Below are 15,732 nucleotides of genomic sequence, written 5' to 3' on the forward strand. Positions count from 1 at the left end.
AATAATGAAAATAAATAAGGAATTCCTTTAGGATATTACCCCAGAGCCTACCAGTTCGTCATCAAGGTACCAAGCCGCAAACTGACCTTCGGTTATAGCGGATTGCTTGTCCTTGAAATCAACGAACAGACCATTCTCTACTTTATAAAGGGTTGCGGGTTGCAAGGGCTGTCGGTACCGAATACGTGCCATCACCTCAATGGTTTCATCTACCTTCAAGGCTAAATCAGGGCGTACCCAATGGAGTTCGTCCTCTTTAATGAACAATGTATTTCTAAGCAGACCAGGGTGTGCTTTTCCCTGACCGGTATAGATAATGTTCTTGTCCACATCGGTATCGATAACGAACAATGGTTCCTTGGTTCCGCCAACATTTAGGCCTTTGCGCTGTCCAATGGTAAAATAGTGCGCACCCTGATGTTCTCCCACAACCTTTCCATCCGATTCGTTGTAAACTGGTTTCTCTGCACGAAAAGCAAGTTTCTCCCTTTCACTTTGAAACTCTGGAATCACCATAGAAAATTGAGAAGCATTGCTTGGGACTTCCACAATAACCCCCTTTTTGGGCTTTAATTTTTGTTGCAGGAACTCTGGTAAATGTACTTTTCCTATAAAACACAAACCCTGGGAATCTTTTTTATCCGCAGTGATCAAATTATTTTCAGCTGCAATCTTTCGTACTTCCGGCTTTAATAATTCTCCAATCGGGAATAAGGTTTTGGATAATTGTTCTTGCGATAATTGACAAAGGAAATAGCTCTGGTCCTTATTGGGGTCCTTACCAGACAACAACTGGTAGGTTTCAGTTCCATCTTCATTTTGGATGGTTCCCTTTCTACAGTAATGACCGGTTGCTACATAATCCGCACCCAATTGCAGTGCTATTTTCATGAAAACATCAAATTTTATCTCACGATTGCACAGCACGTCCGGATTGGGAGTCCTTCCTCTTTCATATTCATTGAACATGTAATCCACTATACGCTCTTTGTACTCTACACTCAAATCCACAGTCTGAAAAGGAATGCCCAACTTTTCAGCAACTATCAAAGCATCGTTACTGTCTTCCAGCCAAGGACATTCTTCGGATATGGTAACGGAATCATCATGCCAATTCTTCATGAAAAGACCAATCACATCATATCCCTGTTCTTTGAGCAAGTAAGCGGCCACGCTCGAATCCACTCCTCCCGAAAGTCCAACAACAACCTTTTTCATTGCATTTGATTAAGGCTACAAAAATACAAATTGACATTCATTAAAAATTGTAAATCTGTCTTAAAGCGTATAAACGGTAATTATAACCCACACAATGTCAAGACCATAATTTTTGTTAAAGTTTTTAGTGAAAATGTTAAACATTGTTGTTTTTATTTTGTTTAATGTTATTTTTAAATTGTTAAACAAACATCTTTAAACAACATGAAAACTCTAAAACACTTAAGCCGACTGACATTATTGCTCTTATTTATTGGTGTGACCTCTTGCTCCAATGACGACAACGGCCCAACACCACCAATGGAAGAGGATGCCAATATTGTAGAGGCAGCCCAAGCAACTTCTGAATTAAGTACTTTGGTTGCTGCGCTTCAAAAGGCAGATGAAAGTGCCAACAACGATTTGATCACAGCTCTTAGTGGTGAAGGACCATTTACCGTATTTGCCCCGACCAACGAAGCATTCAACGATTTGCTTGCCCAATTGGATGGTTTTGATTCGCTCGATGACTTTAGTTCACAACAATTGCAAGATTTACTTGCTGTAATTCTTACTTATCACGTAGTGGCCGATGCTGCATTTTCCACAGATTTAACCGATGGTATGAGTCTTACTACTCTTCAAAGTTCTTCCTTACAAGTGGTAATCGATGGTGATGTATTTATTCAAGATGCTACCGATGTTCCTGCCCAAGTGGTTGATGCCGACATCGAGGTTTCCAACGGGGTGGTTCACGTAATAGATAAGGTGCTATTACCTCAAGCCATTTTGGACGAATTGGCCGACATTATCCTTGTTCCCATTACAGATTTGGCCATGGGAAATGAAAATCTACAAAACTTGGTGGCCGCACTAACCGCAGCCGACGGAGATTTACCAACCGTGTTGCGTGGTGATGGACCATTTACCGTATTGGCTCCCACGGACGAAGCATTCGAGACATTCCTCGATGGCGCAGCTTTGGATGACATCCCTGTTGACGTTTTGACCAACGTATTGCTTAACCACGTTATTAGCGGTGAAATTTCCTCGGAAGATTTGACCGGGCTTGGTTCTGGTTATACAAGTACTATGGCCACAGGAGCTGGAGACCAAATGGTAAGTTTGTTCTTTGATACTTCGGATGGTGTTACCTTTAACGGCGTATCTTCTGTTGTAACTCCGGATGTTAAAGCTTTGAACGGTATTGTTCATGTGGTGGATGCCGTAATAGATATCCCTAACATTGTGAACCATGCGGTTGCCAACCCAGGGCTTTCGTCTTTAGTCGCTGCTTTGACAGATGGCGGAAATACCACATTCACCGATTTGCTATCCGATGAAGAGGAGCTTTTCACCGTATTTGCACCAGGAAATGATGCATTCAGTGCATTTACTAATCCAAATTCCAATGATATCAATGCAATTTTATCCAACCACGTTGTGGTGGGAGCTGCAGCGTTCTCCTCTGATTTAACCAATTCGTATGTAACTACGGCGGCAGAATTTGATGTGGACGAAAATTTAAGCCTTTACATTAATACTGATGATGGTGTAACCTTAAATGGAACCAGCAATGTGGTAATGGCAGATATTGTAGCCAGCAATGGGGTTATTCACACTGTAGATGCAGTAATCGACCTGCCTACTGTGGTGACCTTTGCTACAGCCGACCCTACCTTCTCTACTTTGGTACAAGCATTGACTGAATTGACGCCAAGTACTGATTTTGTAAGTGTATTGTCCGCTCAAGATGGTGCGGGTAGCGATCCATTTACCGTGTTCGCACCCACAAATGATGCGTTTGCTGCTCTTGCAAGTATTCCTGGTGAAGCTGACTTGACCCCGATACTTCAGCATCATGTAGTGGCAGGAGCCAATGTTCGCTCAGGCGACCTCAGCGACGGCGCTACGGCAACAACTTTGGAAGGTGATATGATTACCATAAACTTGCCAGGTACTGGAGACAATATAGCAGACATTACTGATGGTGCTGGAAACACAGGCATTGGTATAGATGCCGTGGATGTACAAGCCATCAATGGTGTTATTCATGTAGTGGATACCGTACTTATACCGGATACATCAAACTAACTGATTTTTGATTGATAGATAGTGTTTAAAAGCCCCCTCAAAATTAATTGAGGGGGCTTTTTATCGTATACAGGTTACCGTTTATCGATGACACATCAACATCAGAATATTTACCAACAAAAAGCGACTGTTTTACAACTATTAATTTTTTCAGTCTAGGTAATGCCGCATCTTTGGAGTCCCAAATCTTTCCAAACTATACCTGTAAATGGTAACTCCCCCAAGGCAACCTTGGGGGAGTTCTTTTTTATGCCAAAAGCTACTTTCAGGTTATCTTCTTCCTGATTTCTTTTGCTCTTCGGCCTGTTCCATCATTTCGCGCATCTTACGCTGGAACTTGTTCTCTTTTTTAGGCTTTTTCTTGTTCTCCTGTATCTGTGCATGAATCTTTTCTTCATCCAGAATGTAGTTCTTGATGGCCAACATAATAAAGATGGTAATCAAGTTGGAGATAAAATAATATAAACTCAACCCACTCGCATAGTTGTTGAAGAAGAACAACATCATAATAGGCGATAGATACATAATGAACTTCATGTTCGGCATACCGGGCTGCTGCTGCATTTGCATACTCTGACCAGTGGTCATCTGCATGTAGAAGAAAATGGCAATGGATGCCAAAATCGGAAACAGGGAAACGTGGTCTCCATAAAATGGTATGGTGAACGGCAATTCAAAAATGGTGTCATAAGATGATAGATCCTCGGCCCATAAAAAAGGTTTCTGGCGCAACGCAAACGACGTTGGAAAAAACATGAACAGGGAATAGAAAATAGGCAACTGCAATAAAGCGGGAACACATCCACTCATAGGGCTTACACCTGCTTTATTGTAGACCTTCATGGTCTCCTGCTGCTTTTTCATGGCGTTGTCCTTGTACTTTTCGTTGATTTCCGAAATCTCAGGTTTCAACACCTTCATCTTGGCCTGCGACAAATAGGATTTGTAGGTCACCGGCGACAATGCCAATCGTACTAAAATGGTCATAATCACAATGGCAATTCCATAAGGCAAGAACGAACTTAAGAAGGTGTAGAACGGTGTAAATACGTATCTGTTTATCCACCCGAAAATCCCCCATCCAAATGGAATGGAGTCGGCCAATCCCAAATCCTTGTAATCATCCAGTACTTTTACGTCCGTAGGCCCGTAATACCAGTGCATGTTCTGCGATATTTCACCCCCCTGGAATTCCAAAGGCGCCCTTGTGCTATATTCTTTGGTAAAACGTAGCTCTTTGCTTTCTTCCTCTACCAAATTGGTAGAAGTTAAATCTGCAGTTTTAAAATGGTTGTCGGTTGCCAGAATGGAGCTAAAGAAATGCTGACGGTACGATAGCCATTTTACATCCTCCTCGGTCTCTTCGTCAAAATCACTGCTCTCCGAAAGTTTACTGATATCACCATCATCATGGTTATACGTTAAACGGGTATATCTATTTTCGTACTGTACGCTCTTGTTATGTCGGATTCCTTTAAGGTCCCACTCCAAAGTAACAGGTTTGCTGGTGTTAAAAACCCCGTTCAAACCTTGGGAGCGCATGGTAAAATCCACCAAATATTCATTGGGCTTCATCTCGTAGCGGTACTCCAAAAATTTGCCGTTGGCAACTTTTGCCTTCATGGATAGCACCTTATTATCACCGCTTTGGGTTAGGGATGGCTCAAAATATAAATCGGCCGTGCTCAATACTCGGTTATCCGATGTGGTAAAGTTCAATGCAAAGTTGGCATTTCCATCCTTCACCAAATAAACGGGAATGGAATCATAGGTGACAAATTCTTTCATTTTTGCCTCTACTATCTGCCCCCCTTTATTGGCAACTTCTAAATATAGCACCTCATTCTCCAAAATGGTGGTCCCATCTGAAGTTTGGGTAAATCCAAAGGCCCCAACTGTATTTTTGTAGTTGGCAACAGCAGTGGAATCGTTAAGGTCGACGGTCGTTGCTTCTTTAACAGGAGCCGTTTTGACCTCTTGTTCCTTCTTGGCTGCCTCAGCTTCTATTCGTGCTTGTTCTGCTTTTTGAGCTTCAAGCTCTTCTGGCGTTGGCTGATTTTGGAAAAACATAAAAATGAGTATCCCAAAAATCAGTACAAATCCAATAATGGATTTAATATCCAGCTTCTTTTCTTCCATGAATATTATTTAGTAGAAATATGTATTGGTATTTCAGGTGACAAATATATGCCCAAAAGCCTGTTTTATGCCAAACTGGCACTGTTTTGTTTCTGTTTATGGTTCAGAACTGCCTTTACAAAGCCCACGAACAATGGATGCGGACTTGCGACGGTACTTTTATATTCGGGGTGATACTGTACCCCTACGAACCAAGGATGGGATGGAATTTCCACAACTTCCACAAGACCCGTTTTTGGGTTAAGTCCAGAAGCGACCAAACCAGCTTCCTCCAATTGTTCCTTGTACTTATTGTTGAACTCATACCTATGCCTATGACGTTCCTCGATATCCGAAGTGCCATATACACCATGGACCAAACTTCCCTCTTTAAGGTGACAGTCCCAACTTCCCAAACGCATGGTACCACCTTTTTCGGTAATGTTTTTTTGTTCTTCCATTAAGCTAATGACCGGGTCCGGCGTTTCACTGTTCATTTCAGTAGAGTTGGCCTGACTTAGGCCAAGAACGGTTCTCGCAAATTCTATTACGGCCATTTGCATGCCCAAACAGATTCCCAAGAAAGGAATGTTGTTCTCACGAGCGTAGGTAACGGCATTTACCTTGCCTTCAATACCCCGTTCACCAAAACCTGGTGCTACCAAAATGCCATCCAGCCCCTGCAACTTCTTTTCAATATTTTTTGCGGACAGGTGTTCGGAGTGAATCGATTTTACCTCAACCTCCACTTCATTTGTCGCTCCAGCGTGGATAAATGCTTCTTGTATTGACTTATATGAATCGGGCAACTCGACATACTTTCCTATCAACCCGATCACAACCTTGTCCTTCGGATTTTTATGACGCTGTAAAAACTCTTTCCATTGGTCCAAATTGGGTTCGGTGGTATTGGGGAGCGCCAATTTTTCCAAGGTCACAGTATCCAAACCTTCTTCTTGCATCAATAAAGGAACATCATAAATGGTAGATGCATCTATGGATTGTATTACGGCTTCTTTTTTCACATTGCAGAATAGCGCCAGCTTTTCCTTAATGTCTTCCGAGATATGGTGCTCTGTTCTACATACCAATATATCTGCCTTGATTCCGCTCTCCATCAAAGTCTTAACGGAGTGCTGGGTCGGCTTGGTCTTTAACTCACCGGCAGCGGAAAGGAAAGGCACCAAAGTAAGGTGCACCACAATTCCGTTGTGTTCCCCCAATTCCCATAACAATTGACGAACCGATTCTATGTAAGGTAACGATTCAATATCCCCTACGGTTCCACCAATTTCGGTAATAACGATATCATAATCGCCACTTTTTCCCAAAATTTGGATGCGTTCCTTAATTTCGTTGGTAATATGTGGCACAACCTGAACGGTCTTGCCCAAAAACTCCCCACGACGCTCTTTTTCAATAACACTTTGATAAATTCTACCTGTGGTAACATTGTTGGCCTGTGACGTACGTACGTTCAAAAAACGCTCATAATGGCCAAGGTCCAAGTCGGTTTCGGCACCATCATCGGTCACATAACATTCGCCATGCTCATACGGATTAAGTGTTCCCGGGTCAACATTGATGTATGGATCCAGTTTTTGGATGGTGGTTCGGTATCCCCTGGCCTGTAGTAATTTAGCCAAGGATGCGGCGATAATTCCTTTACCCAATGAAGAGGTAACGCCTCCCGTAACGAAAATGTACTTGGTATCTGACATATTGATCATTCTATTACGGGGCGTAAAATTACTAATTGCTGGGCAAAAATCAGGTAGATTGACGAGGAAAATCTTTTTGCAACTTTCTAATGATGGGTTCCAGGTTGTTATCCTTGATGGTCAACATGATATTTAAGTAATTTCCCAATTTCCCTTCGGGGAAACCTTTTTGACGAAACCATACCAGATAGGGCAAAGGCAAATCCACAAGGTAGCGCCCCTTAAACTTACCGAACGGCATCTTATAATGTGCCAGTTCCAACAATTGTTTTGAATCGGGGTGTATTTCCATATCTAGGTCTAAAATACTATCTTTCCCAGAACAAATCCGTAAAATGAAACGTAGAAATTTTATAGCCACGGCCGCAGTCGGGTCCGCAGGTCTGGCCTCAACCTCTGCCATGGCTTACGGCCAAGGCCAAAACAAAGAATTTAAACTCAAGAACAATATTAACCACAGCGTTTGTGAATGGTGCTTTAATGACATCCCCTTGGAGGATTTTTTAAAGACCCTCAACGAGCTCGGCGTTAAGGCCATTGATTTGGTGGGACCGGATAGATGGCACATATTGAAGAAGTACGACATACATTGTTCCATGTGCAATGGGGCTGAAATTAGTTTGACCGAAGGTTGGAACAATCCCAAATACCACGAGCAGCTTATAAAAAACTATACGGAAATGATTCCTAAAGTGGCCGAAGCCGGTTACACCAACCTTATCTGTTTTAGCGGCAACCGAAATGGCATGAACGACTACGTGGGTCTGCAAAATTGTGTTGACGGACTATCGCAGATCATGCCCTTGGCAGAAAAACATGGGGTGGTTATCCAGATGGAGCTATTTAACCAAGTAAACCACCCGGACTATATGTGCGACAATTCCATTTGGGGCGTAGAACTTTGCAAGCACTTGGGTAGTGACAACTTTAAACTATTGTTCGATATCTACCATATGCAGATTCAAGAGGGCGATATCATCCGAAGTATACAAAACTACCATCCATATTTTGGACATTACCACTGTGCAGGAGTTCCAGGTAGACACGAAATAGATGAGACACAGGAGCTCTATTATCCTGCGATCATAAAAGCAATACATGCAACGGGTTTCAAGGGCTATGTGGCCCAAGAATTTATAGTAACCTGGGAGGATAAGATCGCGGCGTTAAAAGATGCTTTTACGAGGTGTGATATTTAGCCCAAGAGCCCAAAACAAGTAATAATTAGGATGGTGGGCGTTCGACCTTTTTCATGATTCAGCGCCTTGAGCTATCCATAAGAGCCATCATAATCTTTTGGTTCCATTCCTGCTGCTTCTCACGGTTTCGAGAAAAGTTGGTTTCCCAGTCATACCGCTCTTGGTATTCTTGAAGTTCTCTTAGGATATCATTATATATCTTCTTAACCTCTGCCTTTACATCATCGGAAAAAGATGTTCTATGTAGCTTTTCCCGCATCTTACGGGCAAAGATCTCGGTTATATCAAAATGTAGCTGTTCGTGCGCCAACGTATTTTCATTGCACAGCTTTGGCCTATACCACGATTCGTTTGGATAGAAATAGGCATTCACTTCAAAATCCAAATGAACCTCGTGATGCAGTAAATTTGCGGAATAGGAATAGCTGATACCACTTGCAGTGGTGGCCGCAGATTCTTCTGCGGGAGGTACTTTTCCCTTAAAATCGGCCCAAGTAAGCCTTATATCTTCGCTCCATGGAACTCCCTGCTCGATTTCTTGCGCCAATCCAAAAAAACCAAGTAGAAAAATACATACTATGGGAGCTATTTTGTCCAATTAAATTCGATTACCTTTTCAATATCTGGATGCAAGCTGTAATGTACGGGACAGGTATTGGCGGTATGCACCAATATTTTTCTATGCTTTTCGGAAATAGCTGAGGGCATTTCAAATTTCACCTCGATTTTGGATATCCTCCTTGGATTGGCCGCCATATGCTTTGTTACCTCGGCGGTGGCTCCGTTCAGGTCCACTTCCAAATCACGCGCCTTAATGCCCATCATGGTCATCATACAATTGGCAAGTCCAGTGGCCACGGTATCGGTGGGCGAAAAGGCTTCTCCCTTACCATTATTGTCCACAGGGGCATCTGTAATATATTCGTTACCCGAGCGCAGATGAACACATGTGGTGCGAAGATTTCCGTTATAAGTTACTTTTGACGTCATTTTTTTGCTCTACTTCCTTAATCGTTAAGTTATTGTACTCCATGATATAACATGCCCTGTTAAAATAACCAGAGGTCCAATCATTCAAATAATCAAAACCATTACCTGCATATTCGGTAAGTCCGATATATTTGGAAGTTTCAAAAAGATTCTTCTTGTAGGCAAGCTTAAGCAGAACATCCATTGTCACATCAAATCCCCTTACCGCATATCTATCCGGTACGAGCCCATCGTACTTCTTTGTATATGCTCTTACAAAGGAATCGTTTTCACTTTCCTTGTAAAATGAAGGATATGTAAATCTAAGGTTTGACAAATGCGTTTTTGATACGGCATCGTCCTCGAATGCCCCATTATAGCTGGTAGTGAACATACGCACCTTTGTTTGCTTTCCTTCTTCGGTTTCTCCTATTCGAGTATTGGCCGAGTTCAATATGGAAGTGACACTTGCCACCATATTGGGCTGGTCGGTTTCCAAGAAAACCCAGTTTTCCTTCTCATTGGAAAGTTGGATAAGGAAGCGGTCCAAATGCAATGATTTGTTGTCAATGATTTTGGCAATTTGCGCTGCCGGAAACTTGCTCAAAATAGAATCGTGAGCTACCTGATGGGTAGAATCGGCAATGATGATTACATTCTCGTTCTTATGGATTTTTTCCATGTAAGATAGTAGCTTATCCCTGAGCACGGCATCTCTTGGCACGGAGAAGAACACATTGTTATGGCTCAACTTACTATCCGATGAAATGGGTGCGATCACCGGAATTTTTTTTGCAGCGGCCTGTACGGCCACCTCGTCCAACGGCCCGGCAGCCAATGGTCCGATAATAGCATCAACTCCATTCAAATTTTCCCTGAAAAGAATTTCCTTCACTTTAGCTTGGTCCAATTGTGTGTCATAAGTTTTCACATCTACTGAAACCCCTAGTTTTTTAATGGAATCCAAAGCGACCATTGCGCCGGTATAAAATCCAAGACTTAGTGCCAGATCTCTACGGTTTTTAATCAATTCCTCGGCTTTTTCGGTATCCGCCACGTTTACCTTGTCCAATCTAAAGGGAAGCATAAAGACCAACTTGGGCCTATTCTCCACATTGATACTGTCCACCAAATTGATTTTATCCAGAACCAAGGCATTCTTCACTTCGAGCTCTTTGGCTTTTTCTTTGGGCAATTTTAGCACCATTCCCGCCTTCAATCCATTTTCAAGCGCTGGGTTCAAACGGAATAGCTCTTCTCTCGTGATTTTCAGGTTTTGGGTAATCCTAAAAATATTTTGTTTGGGTTTAACTTCATAAAAAATAAAGTTCTCCGTATTTACTTCTCCTTTGGTATCTCTCTTTTTGGGAAGCCTTACCACCATGCCTTCTTTGAGACCGCCCTGTTTCATAATCTCAGGATTGAGCCTCACTATGGAATCTGTTGGAATACCATATTCTCTTCCCAAGCTGTAAAGTGTCATTTTAGGCGGCACCGTATACGAAGTGAACAGGTCTGTTTTTTGTCCTTTTAAGCTGTCTCCCTTTGGTCTGGGCAGTTTCAATTCTTGACCTGCTGCCAAATAATTGGTGGTCTTGTCCAGTTCGGGGTTCAAAATCAAAAGGCTATCCACACTTATACCGTATTTGTGCGCCACACTCCATCGTGTTTCTTTAGGTTGTACGGTATAAACCTCAAAATCCAGTTCCTTTTCTTCATCGGGTTCAACTTCCGGGAAAACCGGAATCTGAAGAATCATTTTACGATCAAGTGTCTCTGAATACAAATTGGTATTGTATCTTTTTAACTGATCTTGGGTGATATTGTATTTTTTTGTGATACCGAATATGGTCTCCTTGCGTTTTACCCTGTGGCGTATAAAACGGATTGGCTTCACTTCTTCCTCTTGCTCCTCCTCTACCTTGGTCTTGGTTTTAGTTTCTACAGGCTTGCCATTCAAAGGAATTATAAGAATTGTATTCTCCTTGACATCGGAAGCACTCTTGATTTCTTTATTTGCCTGTAATATGCTGTAGGGCGTAACCCTGTACTTTTGGGAAATGCTTTTAAGTGTTTCCCCTTCTTTTACAGCGTGTGTTGCATAGTTTTGCGCAGAAACCGGTACCATAGCAAAAAAGAGCACCATGGTAAAAACCAGTTGTAACATATATTTTTTCATTCCCATTCTATAGTTGCCGGTGGTTTTGAACTAATGTCGTACACCACTCTATTAACGCCTTTAACCTTGTTTATTATATCGTTAGAGGTTTTTTGCAGGAATTCGTAGGGCAAATTCACCCAATCGGCGGTCATACCATCGGTACTTTCGACCGCTCTAAGCGCGACACATTTTTCGTACGTACGCTCATCTCCCATTACCCCAACACTATCTACGGGCAAAAGCATGGCTCCGGCCTGCCAAACCTTGTCATAAAGTCCCCATTTTTTCAAACCATCAACAAAAATGGCATCCACTTCTTGCAAAATGGCCACTTTTTCCGCTGTAATATCCCCCAAGATACGGATTCCCAAACCAGGTCCTGGAAAGGGGTGTCTTCCCAAAATTTCAGGGGACATGTCCATACTTGCCCCAACTCGCCTTACCTCATCTTTGAACAACATTTTTAAGGGCTCCACTATTTTCAACTTCATGTAGTCGGGCAATCCTCCAACGTTGTGATGACTTTTTATTACTGCTGATGGTCCGCCACTGGCCGAAACGGATTCAATTCTATCTGGATAGATGGTTCCTTGTGCCAACCATTTTGCATTTTCCACTTTGTGTGACTCATCATCAAAAACCTCTATAAAGACCCTTCCGATGATCTTTCTTTTTCCTTCTGGGTCCGATTCACCTTTCAAGGCATCCAAAAAGCGTGCCGAAGCATCAACACCCTTTACATTAAGTCCCATGTGTTTATATTGATCCAAAACATCTGCAAACTCGTTCTTACGCAAAAGCCCGTTGTTCACAAAGATGCAGTATAGGTGATCGCCTATGGCCTTGTGCAGCAACATGGCCGCGACACTGGAATCAACCCCACCTGAGAGACCGAGTATTACTTTTTCATCTCCGATCTCTTTCTTAAGCTCCTCAACGGTTGTTTCCACAAAAGCATCAGGGGTCCAATCCTGTTGCAATCCAGCAATATTCACCAAAAAGTTTTCCAACAGTTTTTTTCCGTCGGTGGTGTGGTATACTTCTGGGTGGAACTGAATTCCATAGGTAGTTTCCCCTGCTATTTTATAGGCGGCATTCTCCACATCGTGGGTACTGGCCAACCGAACCGCTCCCTCGGGCAGTTCTTTTATGGTATCGCTGTGGCTCATCCATACTTGGCTCCCTTCACCTATGCCATTTAAAAAATCCTCTCCTTCCTTTACATAAGAGAGGTTAGCTCGGCCATATTCACGTGTTGCCGAAGGTGCCACGTTTCCACCATGAAAGTGGGACAGGTATTGCGCACCATAGCAAATCCCCAACAAAGGCATTTTCCCCTTTATTTTTGAAAGATCAGGATGCGGCGCCTGTTCGGAACGTACCGAAGATGGCGACCCCGAAAGGATAACGGCCTTATACTCCGATAAATCCTTGGGCAATTTATTGTACGGCTTAATTTCTGAATAAATGTTGAGTTCCCTTACGCGTCTTGCGATCAGCTGAGTATACTGGGAACCAAAGTCTAGGATGAGTACGTTGTTATGCATGGGCAAAAATAGCAATTTGCTTTAGTTGCAAAAGTATCTTTTAAAGGTTATTTATGACAAGTTTTTCCCAAAAGTAATTCCAACGGGTTATTAACAACTTCATTTGTTTGGGCTGCTCCTCATTATATTTTTAATAAGCGTTCTCTCTTATATAGTTTTTTTCTTAATTGATTTCATTATTTCTTTGCGGTCTAAATTGAACCAACCATGATTAAGGGATTCATTTTTGATTTGGATGGTGTTATAACCGACACCGCCGAACTGCACTATGATGCTTGGAAAAAGTTAGCGGATGAAATGGGCTGGGAGTTTGACCGCGAGGTAAACGAAAAACTGAGGGGTATTTCCAGAATGGATTCTATAAAGGTCATCATGGACCATAATGGCGTATCCTTGAATGAAGACACGATAGTTGAACTTGCCACCAAAAAAAATGACATCTATGTCAATAGCCTGGATGGTATGACCCAAGAGGACTACCTGCCAGGTGCCAGGGAGCTGCTTACACATTTGCGGTCGGAAGGTTTCAGCGTTGCGCTGGGAAGTGCAAGTAAAAATGCCAACAAGGTATTGCAACAACTCAAGGCCACTCATTATTTTGATGTAATCGGTGATGGAAACAGTGTTTCCAAGAGCAAGCCTGCTCCAGATATTTTTTTGTTCGCCTCTGAAAAATTAGGACTACGTCCTGAAAACTGTATTGTTTTTGAAGATGCAGAAAAAGGAATCGATGCCGCAAAAGCAGGAAACTTCCATAGCGTAGGTATTGGCCCAGAAGAACGGGTAGGTCATGCCGATATACGTTTTGACACCATGAAGGAGGCAACCCTCTTCGCGGTAAAATCACATTTCAAGGATTTATTTTAAGCGCTTTGATTATAAAAACAAAAAACTCCGGGAACCACTCCGGAGCTTTTCAATAAAATCAAAACCAACCTAAACATATGAGTTAACCAACTCAAAATTTAAATTTTCATAGCTATTTACACCTATGGAACAATCCAAAATGTAAATACCCTACCTAGGTTTAATTTTTTTTTTGATTTTTTTAGTGATGTCCTATAAACTTTGGCTAAGTGTGCCTTAGGACAATAAAATCCTTGGAAAATGGATCTAGCTTATCCAATAACATCGGAATCAAGGCATCGCCCATCTCCAAATAAATTTCAGAGAAGTTCAGTTGCCGTTCTTGCAAAGATTGGTTCGGAAAAAATTCATTTTGAAGGTCGGTCAATCGTATCACATGATCCTTCAGCTTTTTCTTTTGAGCTTTTAACAAACGTTTTTCAAGGGCGTCCAACCCCTTTTTCTGTTTTACTTCCTGAGCTTTTACTGCTCCCAAAAAGCTTTTATCGGTCTGTTCCGCTATATCGTACATATGTTGAAACTGTTCTTCCAACAACCTTTTCTGTGGTGAAAAATCAATATCAATATTGGAAATATCACGTATTTTTTTGTTGATGAGCGAATGCTGCTTCATAAATAAATGAGAAACCTTCAATCCCATTTTCTCTACTTTTTCAGATTGTTTCTCCGTTATCAACAAGGCTGAATTACGCAACATTAACATTGGGAACGTTACCCCCATCTCATCAAAATAAGATTTGAGCTCCAGCCAATAGGCTAGCTCACCTCCCCCGCCAATGTAGCAAAGGTTGGGCAGAATCACTTCTTGGTACAATGGTCGCGCCACCACATTGGGCGAAAAACGTTCAGGATTGGCTTCAAGCTCGGAAAGAAGTTCTTCCTTGGAAAATTGGATTTGAGTGCCAACGACCCCGTATTTTCCATTTTTCTCCACGATTCTTTCCCGCAGACCATCCTTTAGATAAAAATAATTGATTTCCCTAGGGTTTACCTGTATGTTGTAGTCCGTAGACACCTTTCCTAAGGCATCAATGGTTTCAGAAATGTTTTGGAATGGTGTATGTTCAAGAATATCCTTTTTGGCATAGGGAACCAACAGTTTTTTCAAATCCTTGTCATCTCCGTCAACAATTACCAATCCCTGTTCCCCAAAAAGGGCATTGGCAAGATATCTAGTGGCATCGGTCAAGTTGGAATGTTCAAGATAACTCGACCTAAAAAGTTCCTTTAGGCTATCCGTCAACCCTAAATTTCCAAGTTCCGCTGCAAATATGTCAAATACATCTTCCAACCCCTCTGTTGACAATCTTCCTACCGCTCCAGATGCTTTTTTGTTCCATAGCACCTTTTTTCCATGTAGATTGAAATAATTGATCTCATCAAAATCGTGGTCCTCAGTGGCCATCCAATATACCGGGACAAAGTGATGGTCTGGATGTTCTTGATTGAGTTTTTTAGCCAAATTGATGGTGGATACAATTTTATAAAGAAAATACAATGGGCCGGTAAAAAGATTTAATTGATGCCCCGTAACCACCGTAAAGGTCTTCTCATCCTTTAGCGCATCAATATTTTCCTGAGTGTCATTGGAGATCTCTATATTTTTATACTGGTTTTTCAAAGAATTGACCAGAACAGTTCTGTTTGTCTTGGGGTAGTTGGACGCTTTTTCTTTGATCTGGCCCTCAAAATTCTCCAACAAGGGAAACCTATTATAAAAGGATGTCAGTTCCTTTTTCTGATCTAAATAGTCGCAAATTAATTGGGAAAAATAACCGGTCTCCTTAAAGGGTATACATTCTACTTCCATTAAAACAGTAATGAGGTGTTCAAAGATAAGTCTCTTCTTTATTTCTCAT

Annotated in this window: 12 protein-coding genes; 3 read left to right on the forward strand and 9 right to left on the reverse strand. The window is 41.9% G+C overall.

Translation table 11 applies throughout. From position 1 onward, the window contains the following. Positions 1 to 27: 27 nt before the first annotated feature. Positions 28 to 1,218 carry a tRNA 2-thiouridine(34) synthase MnmA gene (gene mnmA / locus GUA46_RS16635; RefSeq protein WP_176621420.1) on the reverse strand — a complete coding sequence of 397 codons (1,191 nt, stop codon included), beginning with the start codon at positions 1,216 to 1,218 and terminating at the stop codon, positions 28 to 30. 204 nt (positions 1,219 to 1,422) lie between these two features. Here mnmA and GUA46_RS16640 point away from each other — a divergent pair, with 204 nt between their 5' ends. Further along, the gene (locus GUA46_RS16640) at positions 1,423 to 3,291 is read left to right on the forward strand and encodes a fasciclin domain-containing protein (RefSeq protein WP_176621421.1); all 1,869 of its coding nucleotides are present in this window, start codon (positions 1,423 to 1,425) and stop codon (positions 3,289 to 3,291) included. A 270-nt stretch (positions 3,292 to 3,561) separates the two neighbouring features. On the opposite strand, the gene yidC is transcribed toward GUA46_RS16640, so the two are convergent. The 3 genes from yidC to GUA46_RS16655 form a co-directional block, all read right to left on the reverse strand. Next, on the reverse strand, positions 3,562 to 5,430 hold the full coding sequence (gene yidC / locus GUA46_RS16645; protein ID WP_176621422.1) for a membrane protein insertase YidC: 1,869 nt from the start codon (positions 5,428 to 5,430) through the stop codon (positions 3,562 to 3,564). A gap of 65 nt (positions 5,431 to 5,495) precedes the next feature. Beyond that, positions 5,496 to 7,130 (reverse strand): CTP synthase, encoded by a 1,635-nt coding sequence (locus GUA46_RS16650; RefSeq protein ID WP_176621423.1) that lies wholly within the window; start codon positions 7,128 to 7,130, stop codon positions 5,496 to 5,498. A gap of 49 nt (positions 7,131 to 7,179) precedes the next feature. Beyond that, the gene (locus tag GUA46_RS16655; protein WP_176621424.1) at positions 7,180 to 7,422 is read right to left on the reverse strand and encodes a DUF3820 family protein; all 243 of its coding nucleotides are present in this window, start codon (positions 7,420 to 7,422) and stop codon (positions 7,180 to 7,182) included. 43 nt (positions 7,423 to 7,465) lie between these two features. On the opposite strand from GUA46_RS16655, the gene GUA46_RS16660 reads away from it, so the two are divergent. Then, complete coding sequence (locus GUA46_RS16660) at positions 7,466 to 8,329, forward strand: hydroxypyruvate isomerase family protein (RefSeq protein WP_108247247.1); 864 nt, start codon at positions 7,466 to 7,468, stop codon at positions 8,327 to 8,329. Positions 8,330 to 8,387: 58 nt separating this feature from the next. Here the strand turns inward: GUA46_RS16660 and GUA46_RS16665 are convergent, their stop codons facing one another. Genes GUA46_RS16665 through guaA form a run of 4 tightly spaced genes read right to left on the reverse strand, consistent with a single transcriptional unit; the run spans position 8,388 to position 13,006 of the window. After that, positions 8,388 to 8,927 carry a DUF922 domain-containing protein gene (locus tag GUA46_RS16665; protein ID WP_176621425.1) on the reverse strand — a complete coding sequence of 180 codons (540 nt, stop codon included), beginning with the start codon at positions 8,925 to 8,927 and terminating at the stop codon, positions 8,388 to 8,390. Next, complete coding sequence (locus GUA46_RS16670) at positions 8,915 to 9,319, reverse strand: OsmC family protein (protein WP_108247249.1); 405 nt, start codon at positions 9,317 to 9,319, stop codon at positions 8,915 to 8,917. The genes GUA46_RS16665 and GUA46_RS16670 overlap by 13 nt, the downstream gene beginning before the upstream one ends. Then, positions 9,297 to 11,477: a LysM peptidoglycan-binding domain-containing protein gene (locus tag GUA46_RS16675; protein ID WP_176621426.1), complete on the reverse strand. Its 2,181-nt coding sequence runs from the start codon at positions 11,475 to 11,477 to the stop codon at positions 9,297 to 9,299. The genes GUA46_RS16670 and GUA46_RS16675 overlap by 23 nt, the downstream gene beginning before the upstream one ends. Further along, positions 11,474 to 13,006: a glutamine-hydrolyzing GMP synthase gene (guaA, locus tag GUA46_RS16680; protein WP_176621427.1), complete on the reverse strand. Its 1,533-nt coding sequence runs from the start codon at positions 13,004 to 13,006 to the stop codon at positions 11,474 to 11,476. The genes GUA46_RS16675 and guaA overlap by 4 nt, the downstream gene beginning before the upstream one ends. A gap of 207 nt (positions 13,007 to 13,213) precedes the next feature. On the opposite strand from guaA, the gene pgmB reads away from it, so the two are divergent. Further along, the gene (pgmB, locus tag GUA46_RS16685) at positions 13,214 to 13,873 is read left to right on the forward strand and encodes a beta-phosphoglucomutase (RefSeq protein WP_176621428.1); all 660 of its coding nucleotides are present in this window, start codon (positions 13,214 to 13,216) and stop codon (positions 13,871 to 13,873) included. Positions 13,874 to 14,078: 205 nt separating this feature from the next. On the opposite strand, the gene bshC is transcribed toward pgmB, so the two are convergent. After that, positions 14,079 to 15,683 (reverse strand): bacillithiol biosynthesis cysteine-adding enzyme BshC, encoded by a 1,605-nt coding sequence (gene bshC, locus GUA46_RS16690; protein WP_176621429.1) that lies wholly within the window; start codon positions 15,681 to 15,683, stop codon positions 14,079 to 14,081. Positions 15,684 to 15,732: the final 49 nt, after the last annotated feature.

Source organism: Flagellimonas chongwuensis (assembly GCF_013376415.1).
GTDB lineage: Bacteria > Bacteroidota > Bacteroidia > Flavobacteriales > Flavobacteriaceae > Flagellimonas > Flagellimonas chongwuensis.

Bases quoted from the DNA above. Each gene is read 5' to 3' on its own strand.
- GUA46_RS16650 (WP_176621423.1), bottom strand. From the start codon at position 7,130: ATGTCAGATACCAAGTACATTTTCGTTACGGGAGGCGTTACCTCTTCA.
- GUA46_RS16670 (WP_108247249.1), bottom strand. From the start codon at position 9,319: ATGACGTCAAAAGTAACTTATAACGGAAATCTTCGCACCACATGTGTT.
- pgmB (WP_176621428.1), top strand. From the start codon at position 13,214: ATGATTAAGGGATTCATTTTTGATTTGGATGGTGTTATAACCGACACC.
- GUA46_RS16640 (WP_176621421.1), top strand. From the start codon at position 1,423: ATGAAAACTCTAAAACACTTAAGCCGACTGACATTATTGCTCTTATTT.
- yidC (WP_176621422.1), bottom strand. From the start codon at position 5,430: ATGGAAGAAAAGAAGCTGGATATTAAATCCATTATTGGATTTGTACTG.
- mnmA (WP_176621420.1), bottom strand. From the start codon at position 1,218: ATGAAAAAGGTTGTTGTTGGACTTTCGGGAGGAGTGGATTCGAGCGTG.
- GUA46_RS16655 (WP_176621424.1), bottom strand. From the start codon at position 7,422: ATGGAAATACACCCCGATTCAAAACAATTGTTGGAACTGGCACATTAT.
- bshC (WP_176621429.1), bottom strand. From the start codon at position 15,683: ATGGAAGTAGAATGTATACCCTTTAAGGAGACCGGTTATTTTTCCCAA.
- guaA (WP_176621427.1), bottom strand. From the start codon at position 13,006: ATGCATAACAACGTACTCATCCTAGACTTTGGTTCCCAGTATACTCAG.
- GUA46_RS16660 (WP_108247247.1), top strand. From the start codon at position 7,466: ATGAAACGTAGAAATTTTATAGCCACGGCCGCAGTCGGGTCCGCAGGT.
- GUA46_RS16675 (WP_176621426.1), bottom strand. From the start codon at position 11,477: ATGAAAAAATATATGTTACAACTGGTTTTTACCATGGTGCTCTTTTTT.